The organism is Nocardioides islandensis (assembly GCF_015352455.1).
Lineage (GTDB): Bacteria > Actinomycetota > Actinomycetes > Propionibacteriales > Nocardioidaceae > Nocardioides > Nocardioides islandensis.
Genome location: NZ_JADKPN010000015.1, coordinates 1 through 18394, shown reverse-complemented (window position 1 = coordinate 18394; position 18394 = coordinate 1). Strand labels below are relative to the sequence as shown.

Below are 18394 nucleotides of genomic sequence, written 5' to 3'. Positions count from 1 at the left end.
AATCAGTTCCCTCAGGCTTCCGGTCAGTTCTTGGGAGGAGCGAGGAGCTTGCCGAGCCCACGTGCGATCAGGTTCAAGACCATCACGATCACGATGAGGACGAGCGCGCCACCCCACGCGCGCTCGTACCCGGCCGGGGTGGACAGGCTGTACTGCGAGAAGATGAAGACCGGCAGGGTGGTCATCCGGCCGTCGAAGAGGTTGAAGTTCACGCCGTCGGTGGCACCGGCCACGACCAGCAGCGGCGCCGTCTCCCCGATCACGCGGGAGATCGCCAGCACGACACCGGTGATCACGCCGCCGATGGACGTCGGCACCACGACCTTGAGGATCGTGCGCCACTTGGGCACGCCCAGCGCGTACGCCGCCTCACGCAGGTCCATGGGGACCAGCCGGAACATCTCCTCCGAGGACCGCACCACCGTGGGAACCATCAGCAGGGACAGGGCGATCGACCCGCCGAGGCCCATCCGGAACGCCGGCCCGAAGACCAGCACGACCAGCGCCAGGGCGAACAGGCCGGCCACGATGGACGGGATGCCGGTCATCACGTCGACCAGGAAGGTGATCCAGCGCGCGAGCCTCGACTTCGCGCCGTACTCGACCAGGTAGATCGCCGTCAGCACACCGATGGGCACCGAGATCACGGTGGCCGCCAGCGTGATCAGGACGGTGCCGATCAGCGCGTGGTAGACGCCGCCCTGCTCGTCGCCGATGACACCGCGCATCGAGTAGCTGAGGAAGTCCGCGTTGATCGCCTCGGCACCGGTGGAGACGACGACGTACACCAGCCACAGCAGCGGCATCACGGCGCACCCGAACGCGGCCCAGATGAGGCCGGTCATCAGCCGGTCGGTCGCGGCGCGGCGGTTCTCGACGACCAGCGACCAGCCGGGGAGGCCGACGAGGAAGAGGACCACGGCCAGGACCACCCAGGCGACCGGGCCCCAGCCACGCAGCATCGCGGGTAGCCCCGCAACGGCCAGCGCCATGACGGCGACCAGGACCGGCGCCCACCGGGGCAGCCGGGCGTGGGTGAGGGAGGCGGTCGTCGCACTCATGCGCGTGCCTGCTTGCGCTCGTTGCGACCGACGACCCAGCGGGCCACGAAGTTGATGAGGAAGGTGACCGCGAAGAGCACGAGGCCGGTGGCGATGAGCAGCGACTGGCGGCTCGGCGTGGCCTCCTTGTAGTTCAGCGCGATGTTGGAGGCGATGGTCGCGGGAGCCGCGGTACCGATGATGTTGAGCGTCACGGCCGGGCTGGTGGCCAGCACCATCGCCACCGCCATCGTCTCCCCGAGTGCGCGGCCCAGGCCGAGCATCACCCCGGAGACCATCCCCGAGCGGGCGTAGGGGAACACGGCGTACCGGATCATCTCCCAGCGCGTCGCTCCGAGGGCCAGCGCAGCCTCCTCGTGCAGGCGCGGCGTCTGCGCGAACACCTCCCGCGAGATCGCGGTGACGATCGGCAGGATCATGATCGCCAGGACGATGCCCGCGGTGAACAGCGAGCGCCCGTTGGGCGACGGCGGCGACCCGAAGAACGGGAGGAAGCCGAGGTGCTCGCTCAGCCAGACGTGGGCCGGCTGCAGGAACTGCGCGAGGTACCGCCCGCCCCACAGACCGAAGACCACCGACGGCACCGCGGCCAGCAGGTCGATGACGTAGGCCACCGGTGTGGCGATGCTGCGCGGCGCGTAGTGGCTGATGAACAGCGCGATCGCGACGGCGAACGGCACCGCGACGAGGAGCGCGATGCAGGCCGCCAGGATGGTGCTGACGACGAGCGGGCCGATGTACCGGAGGAAGTCCGAGGCGGGCCGGTACGTCGCCTCCGCGGCGCTCAGGCCGCTGCGGCCCTCGGCGAAGAGGAACACGAAGACGGCGGCGAGCGCGACCATGATCGTGATGCCGGCGGCCCTGGCCAGGCCGGCGAAGACACGGTCGCCCCGACGCGAGAGCGGCTTGTCGTTCCGCTCCGCCTCGGGCGGCGACAAGGTGCCTGTCGATGGACTGGTCACTGGGCTCCTCAGGACTCCTCAGGTGCAGTGGTGCGGCGGCCGGTGTGTGCCCGGCCGCCGCACCCCCGTGCTGTGCGCGACGTCAGGACGCCGCGATCTTGTCGACGATCCCCGCGGCCTCCTGCTGGAGCTTGGAGTCCAGCGGGGCCGAGCCGGCCTCGTCGGCAGCCGACTGCTGGCCCTCCGTGGAGACGACGTAGGCGAGGTAGCTCTTCACCGCGTCCGCGGTGGCCGCGTCGTCGTAGTGCTGGCAGGCGATCAGGTACGACGTCAGGAGCAGCGGGTAAGTGCCCGCGTCGGTGAGCGTGCGCTCGACGTCGATCGCCATGTCGACGTCCGGACGGCCCTCGACCCGGGTCGAGGCGGCCAGCGCCTTCGCGGCCGCGGCCGGCTCCGGTGCCTGGTAGGTGTCGCCCACCTTGATGGAGACAACGCCCAGGTCGCCGACCGCACTCTCGTCGGCGTAGCCGATCGCCCCCTCGGTGTCGGTGACTCCACCGATCACCCCCGAGGTGCCCTCCAGGCCCTGCCCGTTGGTCAGGTCCTCCGGCCACACACCGTCGGACTCGGTCGCCCAGGCGCCGTTGCTGGCCTGGTAGAGGTAGTCGGTGAAGTTGCCGGTCGTGCCCGAGTCGTCGGAGCGGTGGATCACGGCGATGTCGGTGCTCGGGAGGTCCACGCCGTCGTTCTCGGCGGCGATGGCCTTGTCGTCCCAGGTGGTGATCGTGCCGTTGAAGATGTCGGCGATCGTCTCCGCCGACATGTTCAGCGAGTCGATGCCGGGCAGGTTGAAGGCCACCGCGATCGGGCTGACGTACGCCGGCACCTCGATCGGGTCCTCGCCGTTGCAGCGCTCCTTGGCGGCCGAGAGCTCGCCCTCGTCGTCGTTGAGGTAGGAGTCGCTCCCGGCGAACACGTAGGCACCGCTGTTGAAGTTCTCACGGCCGGTGCCCGAGCCGACCTCCTCGTAGTTCACGGTGTTGCCCGAGTCGTCCTGGTACGCGGCGCGCCAGGCGCCCTGCGCCTTGGCCTGCGCGGTGGAGCCGCCTCCGTCGAGCGTGACGGCGTCGCCGTTGTCGCCGGCGTCGGACTCGTTGCCGGCACCGCAGGCGGTCACCGCCAGGCCCAGGGACAAGCTGAGCGCAAGGGCAGCGGCGGCACGGATCGGCCGGCGGATGGAAGTGATAGTCACTTCGGACTCTCCTGTGTTCGTGTCGTCGTCCGGCAGGTGCCGGACACGGCTCTGACGCTCACGAACGTAGGGAGCGCAGGTGTCCGGATCCGTGGGCGACGGTGAACGGAGGGTGAACGAGGACTTGCGGTTGGACGAAAGAGTTCGAGGCGGGATCAGTACCGCTCGACGGCCCGGACCCGGCTCTTGCGGTGGTGCACGACCAGCAGCTCGCCGGGGGCGAGCTTGTCGGCCTCGATGCCCAGCGCGTCGAGCACGGTGGGCAGGACCGGCCGGTGGGTGCAGAGCAGGGCGCTCTCGCGGGCCTGCAGCAGCTCGTCGACGACCTCGACGACCGAGCCGGCGGTCGCGTCCTCCTCGCTGAGCCCGTCGACCTCCTGGACCGGCCACCCGCTCGCGGCGGCGTACGGCGCCACGGTCTGCACGCAGCGCAGGCTGCTGGAGGTGACCAGCCGGGAGGGTGCGTACGCCGACAGCAGCGGCGTCAGCCGTTCGGCCTGGTGCCTCCCGGTGCTCAGCAGCGGGCGCAGCCGGTCGTCCTTGCGCCAGGCCTTGCGGGAGAAGGCGTGGCTGTGGCGCAGCACCACGAGCGCGTGGGTACGGTGCTCGACCGCCAGCGCCTCCTTGAGGGTGCTCACGTCGAAGCTGTAGCTCAGGCGTTTCCTCGCCTTGTCCAGCGGCACCCAGGCGACGTCGTCGATCTCGTCGTTCACCAGGTACCCGCCGACGTCCGGGTCGCCGACGACGCGGCCCACCCAGTACGACACCGACTTCATCCGGTTGCCGTTCGGGTAGCGCTGGGACGCGAGCGGCATGCCGAGGCGGATCCGTACGCCGGTCTCCTCGCTCACCTCGCGCACGGCCGCCACCGGGGCGAGCTCCCCGCGGTCGAGCTTGCCCTTCGGGAAGGACCAGTCGTCGTAGCGCGGCCGGTGCACGAGCAGGACGGCGTCCTTGCGCAGCACGACGGCGCCGGCGGCCAGCACGTCCCGCGTCGCTGATGCAGTCGGCGGGCTCGCAGGCGACATGCTCGTTAGTCTCACATTACTGGGGAGCGGCGAGGAGGGGTGGTGCGCAGGACGGTCGTCGCGGTGCTGGTCGTGTCCCTGGTCGTGGTCGCCGCCGGCCTCGGCTACCGCTGGTGGCAGCACGCCCGGCAGGGCGAGTTCGCCCGGGCGGTCGCTTCCGCACCCGAGGGCACCGAGCGGATCTCGTGGACCGACTGGGCCGCCGTACGGCGTGCGGTCGGCGCCGACACCGGCGCGCGGTCCAGCGCCCAGGACCTGCGCGACCTGCTCGACCGTGGCTTCTCCGACGACCTCACGTCCACCTCGGCGATCGTGCAGTCGGCGCCGGTCCTCCAGCAGTCCTTCGGCTTCTCCCCCGCGACCGCGGACTGGGAGCTGTTCAGCCAGTCCGAGCAGGGAGCGGTGGTCACCCTCCACCTGCCCGACGGCACCGACTTCGGCGACATCGGGAACCGGCTCGAGGAGCTCGGGTACCCGCGGCCGGACGCCGACGACGGCGTCTGGGCCGGAGGCCCCGACCTGGTCTCGCAGATCTCCCCGGACCTCACGCCGGAGCTCGGGTACGTCGCGCTGCTGGCCGACGACCACCTCGTGCTGGCCTCGGACCAGGCGGCGTACGTGCGGACCGCGGTGGACGCCGTCCGGGGTGACGGGCCGCGCGTCGAGGGGCTCGCCGCGGTCGCCGACGCGGTCGGCTCCCCGTTGTCCGCCGCGGTGTACTCCGGCGACTACGCCTGCGGCGCGCTCGCCATGGCCCAGGCCGACGCGGACGACCAGGCCCAGGCGGCCGACCTGGTCGCCGAGGCGGGCACCGTCGACCCGTACCTCGCCTTCGCGATGGCGCGGACCGGCCAGCGGGAGGTACGGGTGGCGATGGAGTTCGAGACCGACGACCAGGCGCGCACGAACGCCGACAGCCGCGCCGCCCTCGCCTCCGGCCCCGCTGTCGGCCAGGGCGGCGACTTCGCCGACCGCTTCACCCTCGCCTCCGCCCGCGCCGACGGCCCCGTGGTGACGCTCGACCTCGACCCCAAGCCCCGCGCCGCGATCCTCGGCGACCTCTCCACCGGCCCGGTCCTCTTCGCGACCTGCTGAGGGTGCCGATTTCGGCGCGATCGCGGTCGAACTGCAGATCCGGCAGCCGGAAATCTGTCGTACGGCCGCGATCGCGCGATTCCTGGCACCTCAGCGAAAGGACCGCAGCCGCAGGCTGTTGGTGACGACGGCGACGGACGAGAAGGCCATGGCGGCGCCGGCGATCATCGGGTCGAGGAGACCGGCGGCGGCCAGCGGGAGGGCCACGACGTTGTAGCCGAACGCCCAGGCCAGGTTGGTGCGGATGATGCCGAGGGTGGCGCGGGAGAGGCGCACGGCGTCGGCGGCGGCGAGCAGGTCGGCACGTACCAGCGTCAGGTCGGCAGCCTGGACGGCGATGTCGGAGCCGGTGCCCATGGCCAGCCCGAGGTCGGCCTGCGCGAGCGCCGCCGCGTCGTTGACCCCGTCCCCGACCACGGCCACCACGCGGCCCTGCTCCTGGAGGCGGCGTACGGCGGCGACCTTGCCGGCCGGGTCCACCTCGGCGAGCACCTCCTCGATGCCGACCTCGGCGGCCACCGCCCGCGCGGTCCGCTCGCTGTCGCCGGTCAGCAGCACGGGCGCGAGGCCCAGCCGCCGGAGGGCGACCACGGCCTCGGCGGACGTCGGCCGGACCAGGTCCGCGACGACCACGACGCCGGCGGGCGCTCCGTCCACGTGCACGACCGCGGCGGTGCGGCCGGCGTCCTGCGCGGCGTCGACCGCGGCGGCGAGCGGCGCCGGCAGGTCCTCGGACGGTCGGCCCACCTCGACCAGCCGGCCCTCGACCGTGCCGCGCACGCCGTACCCTGCCGACTCGGAGAACTCGGTCAGTGCCGGCAGCACGTCGTCGTACGCCGCCGCCACCGCCCGGCCGACCGGGTGCTCGGAGCCGGCCTCGACCGAGGAGGCCAGGCGCAGCACGTCCCCGTCGGCCCACCCGTGCGCCGCCACCACCGACGCCAGCGTCATCCGGCCGCTCGTCACGGTGCCCGTCTTGTCGAGGACGACCGTGTCGACTCGACGGGTGTCCTCCAGGACCTCGGGTCCGCGGATCAGGATGCCCAGCTGCGCCCCACGGCCGGTCCCGACCATGAGAGCGGTGGGCGTGGCCAGGCCGAGCGCGCACGGGCAGGCCACGATCAGGACGGCGACCGCGGCCGTGAACGCGACCTCCGGCCGCGCGCCCGTGCCGAGCCAGAAGCCCAGCGTGCCCGCGGCCAGCGCGACCACGGTCGGCACGAACACCTCCGAGACCCGGTCCGCGAGCCGCTGCACGTCGGACCGGCCGTTCTGCGCGGCGTCCACCAGCCGCGCCATCTGCGCCAGCTGCGTCTCGGACCCCACCCGCGTCGCGCGCACGACCAGCCGGCCGCCGACGTTCACGGTCGCCCCGGCCACGGTGTCGCCGGGTCCGACCTCCACCGGGACCGACTCACCGGTCAGCAACGAGGCGTCCACGGCGGACGTGCCGGCGACGACCACACCGTCGGTGGCCACCTTCTCGCCCGGTCGCACCACGAACTCCGTGCCCACGCGCAGCTGCTCGACCGGCACCCGCGACTCCACGCCGTCCCGCAGCACCGCGACGTCGCGGGCGCCGAGCTCCAGCAGGCTGCGCAGCGCCTCCCCGGCCCGTCGCCGGGCGCGCTTCTCCAGGTACCTCCCGAGCAGCAGGAACGTCGTCACGCCCGCCGCCACCTCAAGGTACACGTGCGCGGAGTCGTCGGCACCGAGGGCGCGGGCGAGGAGCACCACGACGGACCAGCCGAACGACGCCACCACGCCGAGCGACACGAGCGTGTCCATCGTCGTCTCGCCGTGCCGCAGGTTGGCCCACGTCGCCCGGTGGAACGGCCAGGCGCCCCACACCGCCACCGGCGCGGCCAACACCAGCGCGACCCACTCCCAGCCCTCGAACCGGAACGCCGGCACCATCGACGTCAGCACGACCGGCAGCGACAGCACGGCGCTCACGACCAGCCGCCGCCGCAAGCCGGCGAGCTCGACGTCGTGGCGGTCCGGCCCGCCCGGCGGTACGACGGCCGGCACCGTCGCGACGTACCCGGCGGCCGAGACCGTGGCCAGGAGGTCCTCGGTGCTGACCGTGTCGGGGTGGCTGACGACCGCCTTCTCGGTGGCGTAGCTGACCGACGCGGTGACGCCGTCGAGCCGGTTGAGCTTGCGCTCGATCCGCGTCGCACAGGACGCGCAGGTCATGCCCTCGATGTCGAGGGTGACGACGGGCCGGTCAGTGGCCACCGTCGTGCTCCTGCACCGGAACCGGAGGTTGGTCGCCCGCTCCCACCGGTCCGACGATGCGGCCGGCGGCGAACGACAGCGCGAAGACGGCGCTCACCGCACAGACGAACGCGAGCACCCGGTCGACGGTGCGCATGGCCGGTCCCCGGCCCTCAGGCCAGCGCGTACCCCGCCTCGGTCACGGCGGACTCGACGTCGGCCGGGTCGAGCGGGGCGTCGCTGGTGATGGTCACGGCTCCGGTCTCGAGCACGACGTCGACCGCCCGGACCCCGGCGATCTCGGAGAGCTCCTCGGTGACCGAGGCGACGCAGTGCCCGCAGGTCATGCCCTGGACGGTGACGGACGTGGTGGTCATCAGGACCTCACCAGCCGGGCGATGGCCTCGGTAGCCTCGGCGACCTTCTCGCGGGCCTCCTCGTCGCCGGCGCGGGCAGCGTCCACGACGCAGTGGTTCATGTGGTCCTCCAGCAGGCCGATGGAGACGGCGTGGAGGGCCTTGGTCATCGCCGAGACCTGGGTGAGGATGTCGATGCAGTACTTCTCCTCGTCGACCATCCGCTGCAGGCCGCGGGCCTGTCCCTCGATGCGCCGCAGGCGCGTCAGGTAGTCGTCCTTGCGGGAGATGTAGCCGTGCTCGTGGGCCATGGCACCATGGTACCCCCCGAGGGTATGCAAGCGGCAGACGGGGCGGTCTCAGCCCGCCGACGGGCGCGCGACACCCAGGATCGCGTCGATCTCGTCGAGCGACAGGTGCTCGTCGGTCTCACTGGCCGCGATGATCAGGTTGGTCGTGAGCTCCACCTCACGGAGCAGGTCCTGGTCTTCCAGCGTGACGTCGAACTGGTCGTGCACGCCCTCTCCCCTCAGCTTCCCGGCCACGCGCAGCAGCCAGCCATGCCCCCGAAGCCATCTTCCCCGTGCAGTAAAAACCTAAACCCTCCGCCGCCGCGGGCCAGAACTTTCGACGAACTGTTCGCGACCCGGTATAGACGAGGCGATGGCGACTCACCCGGGTGACGCCACGAGGCCCCGCCCTGGTGGGCGGGGCCTCGTGCGAAGTCGATTCAGTCGGTGACCCGACCGCTCGTCAGAGCGGGCGGACGTTCTCCGCCTGCGGGCCCTTCGGGCCCTGGGTGACGTCGAACTCGACCTTCTGGTTCTCGTCCAGGGACTTGTAGCCCTGCGTCTGGATAGCCGAGTAGTGCACGAAGACGTCGTCGCCGCCGTCCTCCTGTGCGATGAAGCCGAAACCCTTCTCGGCGTTGAACCACTTCACGGTGCCCTGAGCCATTGCGCTCGTTACTCCTTCATCGGGGCGGGAGCCGCCACCTCGGCGACCCACACCAGGGGCGGTGACACGCCGCCTCGACTTGCGTGAGTGGATCGCACGTGGTCGAAACGCCGTCGGATCACAAACTCCGCGGGCGTTTGACCTGCTGGAACTTGCACCTGATGCGTGGAGAAGACTACCAACCCGGGCTACGGGGATGACAACCGTCCGGCCTACGCCCATCGGGGTGGAAATCGGGACGGCCCTATCCTGACCACCTGCGGGCCCGACCGAGTGGCGGGCCTCGCGGGCCCCTAGCTCAATTGGCAGAGCTGAGGACTTTTAATCCTTAGGTTGTGGGTTCGAGTCCCACGGGGCCTACGCCCGGCAGACGTGTCGGCCGGTCGCGCCACGATGACCGGTCCGTGAGCGGTTCAGACCACCTTGCGCGTTCCGGTGCCATCGGTGCCGCTAGGAGACTATTTTGCTTTCCGTGAGTGCCCACGACCCGGTGACAGGACGTCGCGTCGTCGACCCGTCCGTCTACTCGGTCGAGTTCAAGCCGCGCGGCGGCAGCCGCCGGTTCCTGGGACTGATGCTGCTGGTCTCCATGGGTGCGACGGCGTACGGCGCGTACCTGGCGTACGAGGAGCGCACCACGACGACCTACGGCATCGCCGCGACGCTGGGCGCGCTGACCGTGGTCTTCTGGGCCTCGTGGGCCAGCACGACCGTCGCGCACCTGCACGTCCACGGCGGCGTGCTGGAGGCCCGCCGGTCCGGCCGCACCGAGCGGTTCGACCTGACCAGCCACTACACGATCATCCGCGTGCAGGGCTCACCGCGCAGCAGCCGCTGGAAGGTGCTGATCGAGCGCCCGGCGAACACGCCGTTCGTCATCGACCGGACGATGGTCGACCCGAAGGCGTTCATGCGGGTGCTGCACGCCTACCACCACGGGGTCTGACGGGGCTCAGAGCCTCAGCGCTGGTCCGCCCGGTCCAGGTGGCTGCCGCGCTCGCCGGAGTCGGTGAGCCGCACCTCCTCCAGCGCCCGCTCCTCGAGCTCCGCGCGCCGGCTGACCTCGAGGATCTCCTGCGCCCGGTCGTAGGCGCCCGGTGCCGACACGAGGTCGGCGGCGCCGCCCTTGAGCCGCTGCAGCGCGGCCCGGGCGAAGATCTGCTGCTCGGTGGTGGTGCGCTCGGCACGGCCGCGGCCGAGGAACGACACGAACCAGTGCATCAGCGCGGTCAGCTGGTTCTTGAACCCGGTGATGTACACCAGGTGCAGCCCGAGCCAGGCCAGCCACGCGACGAACCCGGTCAGCCGTACCTTGCCGATCAGCGCGACCGCCTTGAACCGGCTGATGGTGGCCATCGAGCCCTTGTCGAAGTACTTGAACGGCCGCTGCGGGGGCTTGCCCTCGATCCGCCGCTCGATCGCCTTGGCGGCGTACTTCGCCCCCTGGATCGCGACCTGCGCGACGCCGGGGAGGTTGTCCAGCGCGATCATGTCGCCGACCACGAAGACCTCGGGGTGGCCGGGCAGCGTCAGGTCGGGGTTCACGCCGATCCGGCCGGCGCGGTCGAGCGGGGCGCCGGTCTGCTCGGCCAGCGTCCGGCCGAGGGGGCTGGCCTGCACGCCGGCCGCCCAGATCTTGGTGACCGCGACGATCCGCTCGGTGCGGCCGTCCTTGTACGCCACGTCGATGCCGCGCTCGTCGAGGTCGGTGACCATCGCGCCGAGGACGACCTCGACGCCGAGCTTCTCCAGGTCCTTCTTGGTGTGCTCGCCGAGCTTCTGCCCGAACGGCGGCAGCACCTGCGGCGCCGCGTCGAGCAGCACCACCCGTGCGTTGCGGGTGTTGATGTAGCGGAAGTCGCGCTTGAGGGTGCGGTTCGCGAGCTCGGCGATCTGGCCGGCCATCTCCACGCCCGTGGGCCCGGCGCCGACGACCACGAACGTCAGCAGGTGGTCGACGTTCTCCCCCCGGCTCGCGCCGAGCTCGGCGAGCTCGAAGGCCCCGAAGATCCGCCCGCGCAGCTCCAGCGCGTCGTCGATGCTCTTCATGCCGGGGGCGTCCTCGGCGAAGTGGTCGTTGCCGAAGTACGACTGCGTGGCACCCGCCGCCACGATGAGCGAGTCGTACGCCGTCACGGTGTCCTGGCCGAGGACCGTCGAGGTCACCGTCTGGGCCTCGAGGTCGATCGCGGTGACCTCGCCGAGCAGCACGGTGGCGTTGTCCTGCCGGCTGAGGATCTCGCGGGTCGACGGGGCGATCTCGCCCTGGGACAGGATCCCGGTCGCCACCTGGTAGAGCAGGGGCTGGAACAGGTGGTGGCCGGTGCGGGCGACCAGGGTGATGTCGACGTCCGCGCGCTTGAGGGCCTTGGTGCCGAACAGCCCCCCGAAGCCCGATCCGATGACCACCACCCGGTGCCGTCGGGGCCGCTGGGTGGGTTGCTGACTGCTGGCCATGACTCGATCTTCCTCCTGCGGGTGGCCAGGTCCCAGCCCACGTCCATGTCGGCCTCACCACCTCGTTCCGGGGAATATCCGGCCCTCCGACAGGCATCCGGAACGGCACTTCGTGTCGGCGTGGCGCCGCGAAATCAGCGAAAATTGGCCGATCGCCCGATAGAAAACGGGGTGGAGACGTGTTTCAGTCGGTTCTCAACCGGGTACGAGAGCCAGAGATTGGCGTCCCCCTCCCTGCCCTGGAGTCCGACATGCCGCTGAACCGCCCCGCCCAGGCGCTGACGCCCGGGCCCCGTGGCGTCTCAGACGCGCGGCGGTGGGTCAGCCAGGTGCTCACGGAGATCGACCGTCCCGAGCTCATCGAGTCGGCCTCGATCAGCGTCTCGGAGGTCATCACCAACGCGTTGCTGCACGCCCAGAACCCCGTCAGCGTGCGGCTGCGCGGCACGCGTGACTTCCCACGCGTGGAGGTGCGCGACGGCTCCCGCGAGCCGCCGGCGCTGCCCAACCTCGAGGAGGACCCCGAGGACGACCTGCTGCTCACGTTCGGCCGCGGCCTCTCGATCGTGGCCCGGGTCTCCAGCGCCTGGGGCGCGGAGATCGACGAGGAGGGCAAGACCGTCTGGTTCGTGCCGCAGGTCGAGCTCGCCGACGGCCCCGGCGTCCAGGGCCTCATCACCGAGTCGGTGCCGCTGCAGCGCGAGGACCCGCCCGAGGTCGTCGATCCCGTCGAGGTCACGCTCGTCGGCCTGCCGCTGCCGGTCATGAAGGCCAACCGCATGCACCTGCGCGAGCTGCGACGCGAGCTCCGGCTGCTGGCGCTGGGCCACGAGTCGACGTACCCCCTCGCCGCCTCCCTCTCGCGCTTCTTCACCGAGCTCGACCACACGTTCTGGCGCGGCCTGCGTGACGAGACGCTGGCCTCGGCCCTGCTCGAGGACGACGACGAGATCGACCTGACCATCACCGTGCCGCGACGCAGCGGTGAGGAGTTCCACCGGTTCATCGAGCTGCTCGAGCTCGCCGACGCCTTCTGCCGCCAGGAGCGGCTGCTCACCCTGGAGCGGACGCCGGAGCAGATCGACTTCCAGACCTGGATGTTCGGGGAGTTCGTCCGGCAGACGCGGGGGGCGGCCCCTCTCCGCTGGCAACCTCCGGGCCCGGCTGAGCGCCGGCACCAGAGCGTGTCGTGACCCGCCCGGCCCCGGGCACCGCGACGATCGCCGCGGTGTTCGTGGGCGGAGCCCTGGGCGGCACCCTGCGATGGTGGCTCGGCGACCTGGTGCCGGACGGTGGCGGCTTCCCCTGGACCACCTTCGCGATCAACGTCAGCGGCTCGCTCGTGCTCGCCCTGCTGCCCGTCCTGGGAGTCGTACGCCGCCACCCGGCGCTGGCCGCCGGGCTGGGGCCTGGCGTCCTCGGCGGCTACACGACGCTCTCGACGTACGCCGAGCAGGGACGTGCGCTGCTGGACGGCGGGCGCTTGGGCCTCGCGGCTGCGTACGTGCTCGGCACCCTCGCGGCCTGTCTCGTCGCCGTGACCCTCGCCGGGCACCTGTCTTCGCGCGCGGACCAGCGCGAGTTCGACGCCGAGGAGGGGAACGAGTGACGCCGCTGCTGGTCGCGCTCGGCGCCGGGGTCGGCGCGACGCTGCGGTTCCTCACTGCCCACTGGCTGGACGGCCGGTGGCCGTCCGGCACCCTGCTCGTCAACGTCGTCGGCTCGTTCGTCCTCGGCCTGCTGTTCGGCGCCGGGGCCTCCGCCGACGGCCTGGCCCTGCTGGGCACCGGCTTCTGCGGCGGCCTGACGACGTACTCGGCCTTCTCCGTCCAGGCACGTGACCAGGGCCGGATCGGACTCGGCCGGGGCGCGGCGTACGTCGCCGCGACGATCGGACTGGCCCTGCTGGCGTGCGCCCTGGGCTACGGGCTGGGTCAGGCGTAGCCCAGGTCGTGCAGCCGCTCGTCGTCGATGCCGAAGTGGTGGGCGACCTCGTGGACGACGGTGATCCGGACCTCGTCGGCCAGGTCCTCGAGGTCCTCGCACATGTCGAGCAGCGGGTTGCGGTAGATGAAGATCCGGTCCGGGAGCCCGGTGTGGTTGGCGATCCGGTCGGGCAGCGCGACGCCGTCGTACAACCCGAGCAGCGTCGGGTCGTCGGGAGGTGGCTCGTCCTCGACGAGCACGACGACGTTCTGGATCAGGGCGGCGATCTCGTCGGGGATCGCGTCGAGTGCCTCGCCGACCAGCTCCTCGAACTCCTCGCGCCCCAGGTCCACCGGCATGCGGCCATGGTGACAGCCCTGGAAAGCACTTCGCCCGGACCGATAGGTCCGGGCGAAACTCACTTCAGCGACCCCGACGGGACTCGAACCCGCGGCCTCCGCCGTGACAGGGCGGCGCGCTAACCAACTGCGCTACGGGGCCAGGTTGTGTTGCTCGAAGCGCTGGGAACTCTAACCCATCGGCAAGGCGGCCTCCCAATCGTCACCACTACGCTCCGACGGGTGCGCATCGTCCTCCACGCCGGACTCCACAAGTCCGGCACGACGTCCATCCAGGAGGGCTGGAGGCAACGGTACGGCGACCCCGCGACCACCGACTCGCACACCTGGTACCCGCCCCCGCCACCCGGCCCGCCGGGCCATCACCGGCTCGCGCGGCCGCTGCTCGCGGCGTTCGTGGACGGGCACGCTCCGGACCTGCTGGGCGCCTCCGTCTCCTACCACCTGCGCGGCCGCTCGGTGCGCCAGTCGATGGCGGACGTCGTGGCGGCCGCGGAGGAGCGGGGCGTGGGCACCCTGCTGCTCTCGAGCGAGGACTTCGACCGGGTGCGGCCCGAGGACACCGCGGGACTGCGGAAGGTGTTCGGTGGGCACGACCTGACGCTCGTCCTCACGCTGACCCGGCCGGTGCACCGCTGGTGCGCGAGCTGGCAGACGCTGGTCCGCCACGGCATGCCCCACTACCCGGCCGACGGGGCGGCGTACCTGCTCGAGTTCGCCGCCCTCCGGCCGGGCCGCCTGGTGGAGCTGACCGAGCAGATCCCGGCGGACCGGTCGCTGTTCCGGCTGGTCCGCACCTCGCCGTACGAGCCGGACCTCGCAGCCGACCTGGCCGCGGCGGTCGGGCTCCCGCCGGTGGCGGGCTCGCCCGACGCCGAGGTGCTGAACCCCTCGCTCGGGGTCGACACGGAGGTGGTGCTCCGCATGAACCGTGCCGGCCTGGCGATGGGCACCGACGAGGCGGGTCAGCAGGTGCTGCGCCGGCTGCGCGGCGACGGGTTCAGCTACCGCGAGGCACCCGAGCTCGCCGCGAGGTACGCGCTGCCGCAGGCTCTGGTGGAGGCCGCCGTGGCCGAGCAGGAGTGGCTTGGGGCGGCCACGGTGCTGGATCCCCACGACGTGCTGGGCACGTGGACGGACGTGACCGTTCCCGAGTGGTACGCGACGATCAGCCGTCGCGAGGCCGTCGCGCCGGAGCTCGACGACCTCGATGACGTCGAGACCATGCTGTGGCGGGCGCGGCAAGAGGGGTTCGCGTACCGCAAACGGGTCGAGCGGACAACCGGCGAGACGTGACTGCGACGGAGTCGTGTGCCCGAGGACGCGCTATGGCGCGTCGTGGGTCACACGGTTCGGTGCCTGGCGAGACCTCGCCCGCGGCGCTTTCCCGCGGTCACGTCGCCGGGATGCTCGCGGGTCCGCCACCACGTCCGTCGGGCAGCGAGCCTCCCGACAGCAGGTGCCGCTCACGCCCGGGAGGTCCGGCGCGTCCGTCGAGGCAGCCGTGCCGACGACCAGGAGGTCGGCGTCGGCGCTCCGGGCCACGAGCGCCTCGGCCGGGCGGGCGTTGACCAGGTACGTCGAGAGTCTCGGCAGCAGGGAAGGGTCGAGCGCCGCAACCGCATCGGCCTGCCACCGCATGGCCCGCCCGCGAGCCGCGTTGTAGTGGCCGGGGACGTCGTGGATCAAGGCCTCATCGGCCTCCGGCCAGGCGGTCACCACCTCGAGCCCCCAGCCACGCTCGCGGGCGATCGTCGCTGCGCGCTGCAGCGCGCGGCGACTCGCCTCGGTCCCATGAACCCCTACCACGACACGACCCATCGCACGTCCCTCCGACGCGACCGAGCCGGACGACGAGGTCGTCGAGGGATGCTGAGGCGGTGAGGTCGGAGCCGACACGTCGGGGGCTGGGGAAAGCCGCTCACAGTCCAGGACGACCCCTCGGTGCCGTGTCGTCCGTGGCATCCATTCCACGCCCGATCCGGCGTCCTGTCCAGCCCTGCGCGCGCTCGGGCGATCGGGCGATCGGCACCCCCAACGGGATTCGAACCCGTGCTACCGCCGTGAAAGGGCGGGGTCCTGGGCCGCTAGACGATGGGGGCCTGGAACGCCGGACAGCATAAGGGAACCGGGTTCCCGCCTCCGTTTTCGTGGGTCCCGGACGGCTCCGGTAAGGTTCTGCTCGCCCAGCCGGCCGATGGTCCGGAAGGCATCGGCCAGGTAGCTCAGTTGGTACGAGCGTCCGACTGAAAATCGGAAGGTCGGCGGTTCGACCCCGCCCCTGGCCACCGAAGGCTTCCCTCATCCTGGGAGCGGTTGATGGCGGGTGGGACTCGGTCCTGGTGGGGCTGGGGCAACGTCGAGGATGCTGTCCGCGGCGAGGAGCTCGACGCCTTGCTGGGTCGGGTTCGTGCTCTGTTGCCGGACGCCGAGCTGGCGCCGGTGCAGGCACCTCCCGTCACCGAGCTGGGTCTGCCGGCACCGCGGGTGAAGCCCCCGAGCGCGCTCGAGGAGATCTGTTCTGCCGAGCTGACCGACCGCGCGGGCCACGCGCACGGCAAGGCGTTCCGGGACGTCGTGCGGAACCTGGCCGGTGACGTGCGGAGCGTGCCCGACCTGGTCGTGCGCCCGGCCCGCGAGCAGGACGTGGTCGACGTGCTCGACTGGTGCTCGCGCGCAGATGTCGCGGTGATCCCGTACGGCGGAGGCTCCTCGGTGTGCGGCGGCGTGGAGCCACGACTCGACGGTGACCACGCCGGTGCGGTGAGCCTCGACCTCGGCCGGCTGGACCGGGTCCTGGAAGTCGACCGGACCAGTCGAGCCGCGCGCATCGAGGCCGGCGCCCTGGGCCCCGCACTGGAAGCGCAGCTGCGGCAGCACGAGCTCACGCTGAGGCACTTCCCGCAGTCCTTCGAGTTCTCGACGCTCGGCGGATGGCTCGCCACCCGCTCGAGCGGGCACTACGCGACCGTCTACACCCACATCGACGACCTGGTCGAGTCGATGCGGGTGGTGAGCCCCTCCGGGATCGGGGAGTCGCGCCGGCTGCCGGGCTCGGGTGCGGGACCGTCCCCGGACCGGTTGTTCCTGGGCTCGGAGGGCATCCTCGGGGTCATCACCGAAGCCTGGATGCGGGTCCACGAACGACCGCGCTGGCGGGCTGTCGCCTCCGTCCACTTCCAGGACTTCGCGCGGGCCGTCGCCGCCACCCGCGCCATCGCCCAAGCGGCCCTCTTCCCGGCCAACTGCCGCCTGCTCGACCCCATGGAGGCGCTCATCAACGCGGGCACGTCGTCCGCAGGCGGCGTGCTCGTGCTGGGCTTCGAGTCCGCCGACCACCCAGTGGCGCCCTGGATGGCCAGGGCCCTCGAGCTCTGCCGGGACCACGGTGGCGAGGTGCCGGACCCGGTCCGTGACACCGACACCGGCGAGCCCGGGGGTGGCCGGACCGCGGCCGACGGCTGGCGCGACTCGTTCCTGCGCATGCCCTACCAGCGAGACGCCCTCGCAGCACGGTCGATGATCGTCGAGACGTTCGAGACCGCGTGCACCTGGGACGGGTTCGCGGCCCTGCACGCGGCCGTGCAGGGTGCCACCGCGACGGCGCTCGCCTCGGTCGGCGCCCCTGGTGTGCTCACCTGTCGCTTCAGCCATGTCTACCCCGACGGCCCCGCGCCGTACTTCGGCATCTACGCCGCGGGACGACCCGGGGCGACCCTGCAGCAGTGGGACGAGATCAAGGCCGCCGTGTCCGACGCGCTGATCGCCCACGGGGCGACGATCACCCACCATCACGCGGTCGGCCGTGATCACCGCCCGTGGTACGACCAGCAGCGTCCCGAGCCGTTCGCCGCGGCGCTGTCCGCGGCGAAGAAGGCGCTCGACCCCGCCGGCATCCTCAACCCGGGCGTCCTGATCGATCGGTAGGTGAGCCGGAAGCGGGGTGCTCGCTATCTCCGGTAGCTGCCGTCCGGCAGCAGGTCGGGACACACGCCGCCCGGTGTCGTGGCCAGCTCGAAGTGCCACGCCTCGTTCGCGAAGATCTGGCACAGCCCGTACGCCGCCCCGTGCTCGACCAGCCAGGCGTCGGCCTCCTTCGGCCCGATGTCGACGGCGTCGCCGGTCACGTGGGCCGAGGAGTCGGGTGGGGCCACCCAGCGGGACGCCTCGCTCTCGCTGCCGTACTCGGCCACCGCCTCGTCGAAGAGCCGCTGCTGGTGCGCGCGGCTGCGCCAGCCGCTGGTGATGGTCATGGCCACCCCGTCGGCGCGGGCGTCGCGCATGGCCGCCTTGACCGCCGCGAGGAGGTCCGGGTCGAGTCGGTCGACGGACGGGTCGCCGCCTCGGGGCGGCCGGCCCGGGATGTCCGGGCTGCCGTCGGCGAGCGGCCGCACGACCGATGGCCCCCGCTCGGCCGGGTCGACCGGGTCCGGCTCCGGCGAGCCACAGGCGGTCACGAGCAGGGCGACGAGCACGGTCACGGGCAGGACGGCGATACGGGAGGTCACCTCTCCACGGTGTCCGGCACCAACGGCCGGGACCTCCCTCTCAGGTGCCGACCCGCGGCACCAGGGGACCGTTCGCCTCAGCCCTTGTGTCGGTGGATGGCCTCGGTGGCGGCGGGCAGGACGGTGTGGAGGTCGCCGACGACGCCGAGGTCGACGAGCTCGAAGATGGGGGCCTCGTCGTCCTTCGGGACCGGGTGGAACTGGGGCAGGTAGAAAGCGACGGCCCGGGCGGCCAGACCCTCAGTCACGTGCTCTCACTCCCGGTGCTCGGCT

22 protein-coding genes and 4 tRNA genes are annotated in these 18394 nt (G+C 71.9%); 9 read left to right on the top strand and 17 right to left on the bottom strand.

What is annotated here, in order from left to right; all coding sequences use genetic code 11:
- Window positions 1-23: 23 nt before the first annotated feature.
- The 4 genes from pstA to ISU07_RS19750 form a co-directional block, all read right to left on the bottom strand.
- Window positions 24-1061, bottom strand: coding sequence for a phosphate ABC transporter permease PstA (pstA, locus tag ISU07_RS19765; RefSeq protein WP_194708556.1), 1038 nt, complete (start codon window positions 1059-1061; stop codon window positions 24-26).
- Entirely contained in the window at window positions 1058-2023 is a 966-nt protein-coding gene (gene pstC / locus ISU07_RS19760) for a phosphate ABC transporter permease subunit PstC (RefSeq protein ID WP_323742720.1), read from the bottom strand. Before pstC ends, pstA begins: the two co-directional genes overlap by 4 nt.
- 82 nt (window positions 2024-2105) lie before the next feature.
- A complete protein-coding gene (locus tag ISU07_RS19755; RefSeq protein ID WP_323742719.1) occupies window positions 2106-3215 on the bottom strand; it encodes a phosphate ABC transporter substrate-binding protein PstS in 1110 nt (369 codons plus the stop codon).
- 155 nt (window positions 3216-3370) lie between these two features.
- Complete coding sequence (locus ISU07_RS19750; RefSeq protein WP_194708555.1) at window positions 3371-4243, bottom strand: NUDIX hydrolase; 873 nt, start codon at window positions 4241-4243, stop codon at window positions 3371-3373.
- A 42-nt stretch (window positions 4244-4285) separates the two neighbouring features.
- Here ISU07_RS19750 and ISU07_RS19745 point away from each other — a divergent pair, with 42 nt between their 5' ends.
- Window positions 4286-5338, top strand: coding sequence for a hypothetical protein (locus tag ISU07_RS19745; protein ID WP_194708554.1), 1053 nt, complete (start codon window positions 4286-4288; stop codon window positions 5336-5338).
- Between the two features lie 90 nt (window positions 5339-5428).
- On the opposite strand, the gene ISU07_RS19740 is transcribed toward ISU07_RS19745, so the two are convergent.
- From ISU07_RS19740 to ISU07_RS19715, 6 genes are all read right to left on the bottom strand, one after another.
- Window positions 5429-7579 (bottom strand): heavy metal translocating P-type ATPase, encoded by a 2151-nt coding sequence (locus ISU07_RS19740; RefSeq protein WP_323742718.1) that lies wholly within the window; start codon window positions 7577-7579, stop codon window positions 5429-5431.
- A complete protein-coding gene (locus tag ISU07_RS19735) occupies window positions 7569-7715 on the bottom strand; it encodes a hypothetical protein (protein ID WP_194708553.1) in 147 nt (48 codons plus the stop codon). The genes ISU07_RS19740 and ISU07_RS19735 overlap by 11 nt, the downstream gene beginning before the upstream one ends.
- 16 nt (window positions 7716-7731) lie before the next feature.
- Complete coding sequence (locus ISU07_RS19730; RefSeq protein WP_194708552.1) at window positions 7732-7935, bottom strand: heavy-metal-associated domain-containing protein; 204 nt, start codon at window positions 7933-7935, stop codon at window positions 7732-7734.
- Window positions 7935-8225: a metal-sensitive transcriptional regulator gene (locus ISU07_RS19725; protein WP_194708551.1), complete on the bottom strand. Its 291-nt coding sequence runs from the start codon at window positions 8223-8225 to the stop codon at window positions 7935-7937. Before ISU07_RS19725 ends, ISU07_RS19730 begins: the two co-directional genes overlap by 1 nt.
- Window positions 8226-8273: 48 nt before the next feature.
- Entirely contained in the window at window positions 8274-8432 is a 159-nt protein-coding gene (locus tag ISU07_RS19720) for a hypothetical protein (RefSeq protein WP_194708550.1), read from the bottom strand.
- A 235-nt stretch (window positions 8433-8667) separates the two neighbouring features.
- Window positions 8668-8871 carry a cold-shock protein gene (locus tag ISU07_RS19715; protein ID WP_134720686.1) on the bottom strand — a complete coding sequence of 68 codons (204 nt, stop codon included), beginning with the start codon at window positions 8869-8871 and terminating at the stop codon, window positions 8668-8670.
- A gap of 287 nt (window positions 8872-9158) precedes the next feature.
- Between ISU07_RS19715 and ISU07_RS19710 the strand changes: the two genes are divergently transcribed.
- A tRNA-Lys gene (locus ISU07_RS19710) sits at window positions 9159-9231 on the top strand.
- Window positions 9232-9343: 112 nt separating this feature from the next.
- The gene (locus ISU07_RS19705; protein WP_194708549.1) at window positions 9344-9817 is read left to right on the top strand and encodes a hypothetical protein; all 474 of its coding nucleotides are present in this window, start codon (window positions 9344-9346) and stop codon (window positions 9815-9817) included.
- Window positions 9818-9831: 14 nt separating this feature from the next.
- Here the strand turns inward: ISU07_RS19705 and ISU07_RS19700 are convergent, their stop codons facing one another.
- The gene (locus tag ISU07_RS19700) at window positions 9832-11328 is read right to left on the bottom strand and encodes an NAD(P)/FAD-dependent oxidoreductase (RefSeq protein WP_194708548.1); all 1497 of its coding nucleotides are present in this window, start codon (window positions 11326-11328) and stop codon (window positions 9832-9834) included.
- 251 nt (window positions 11329-11579) lie between these two features.
- Between ISU07_RS19700 and ISU07_RS19695 the strand changes: the two genes are divergently transcribed.
- The 3 genes from ISU07_RS19695 to ISU07_RS19685 are packed head-to-tail and all read left to right on the top strand — an operon-like array spanning window position 11580 to window position 13272.
- Complete coding sequence (locus ISU07_RS19695; protein WP_194708547.1) at window positions 11580-12521, top strand: ATP-binding protein; 942 nt, start codon at window positions 11580-11582, stop codon at window positions 12519-12521.
- On the top strand, window positions 12518-12937 hold the full coding sequence (locus ISU07_RS19690) for a fluoride efflux transporter FluC (protein WP_323742717.1): 420 nt from the start codon (window positions 12518-12520) through the stop codon (window positions 12935-12937). Before ISU07_RS19695 ends, ISU07_RS19690 begins: the two co-directional genes overlap by 4 nt.
- On the top strand, window positions 12934-13272 hold the full coding sequence (locus tag ISU07_RS19685) for a fluoride efflux transporter FluC (RefSeq protein ID WP_194708546.1): 339 nt from the start codon (window positions 12934-12936) through the stop codon (window positions 13270-13272). Before ISU07_RS19690 ends, ISU07_RS19685 begins: the two co-directional genes overlap by 4 nt.
- Here ISU07_RS19685 and ISU07_RS19680 read toward each other — a convergent pair.
- Both ISU07_RS19680 and ISU07_RS19675 read right to left on the bottom strand, forming a co-directional pair.
- Window positions 13263-13613 (bottom strand): metallopeptidase family protein, encoded by a 351-nt coding sequence (locus ISU07_RS19680; RefSeq protein WP_194708545.1) that lies wholly within the window; start codon window positions 13611-13613, stop codon window positions 13263-13265. The two genes, ISU07_RS19685 and ISU07_RS19680, sit on opposite strands and share 10 nt — an antisense overlap.
- Before the next feature lie 68 nt (window positions 13614-13681).
- Window positions 13682-13755 (bottom strand) — tRNA-Asp (locus ISU07_RS19675).
- A gap of 80 nt (window positions 13756-13835) precedes the next feature.
- Between ISU07_RS19675 and ISU07_RS19670 the strand changes: the two genes are divergently transcribed.
- Window positions 13836-14909, top strand: coding sequence for a hypothetical protein (locus ISU07_RS19670; protein ID WP_194708544.1), 1074 nt, complete (start codon window positions 13836-13838; stop codon window positions 14907-14909).
- A gap of 30 nt (window positions 14910-14939) precedes the next feature.
- Here ISU07_RS19670 and ISU07_RS19665 read toward each other — a convergent pair whose 3' ends face one another.
- The gene (locus tag ISU07_RS19665) at window positions 14940-15434 is read right to left on the bottom strand and encodes a universal stress protein (protein ID WP_194708543.1); all 495 of its coding nucleotides are present in this window, start codon (window positions 15432-15434) and stop codon (window positions 14940-14942) included.
- A gap of 208 nt (window positions 15435-15642) precedes the next feature.
- Window positions 15643-15715: transfer RNA gene (locus ISU07_RS19660), tRNA-Glu, on the bottom strand.
- Window positions 15716-15827: 112 nt separating this feature from the next.
- Between ISU07_RS19660 and ISU07_RS19655 the strand changes: the two genes are divergently transcribed.
- A tRNA-Phe gene (locus tag ISU07_RS19655) sits at window positions 15828-15901 on the top strand.
- A 31-nt stretch (window positions 15902-15932) separates the two neighbouring features.
- Window positions 15933-17540 (top strand): FAD-binding oxidoreductase, encoded by a 1608-nt coding sequence (locus ISU07_RS19650; protein WP_194708542.1) that lies wholly within the window; start codon window positions 15933-15935, stop codon window positions 17538-17540.
- A gap of 23 nt (window positions 17541-17563) precedes the next feature.
- On the opposite strand, the gene ISU07_RS19645 is transcribed toward ISU07_RS19650, so the two are convergent.
- Together ISU07_RS19645 and ISU07_RS19640 are read right to left on the bottom strand one after the other, a co-directional pair.
- Window positions 17564-18121: a M15 family metallopeptidase gene (locus tag ISU07_RS19645; RefSeq protein ID WP_194708541.1), complete on the bottom strand. Its 558-nt coding sequence runs from the start codon at window positions 18119-18121 to the stop codon at window positions 17564-17566.
- 77 nt (window positions 18122-18198) lie between these two features.
- The gene (locus ISU07_RS19640; RefSeq protein ID WP_407671462.1) at window positions 18199-18369 is read right to left on the bottom strand and encodes a hypothetical protein; all 171 of its coding nucleotides are present in this window, start codon (window positions 18367-18369) and stop codon (window positions 18199-18201) included.
- Window positions 18370-18394 lie beyond the last annotated feature (25 nt).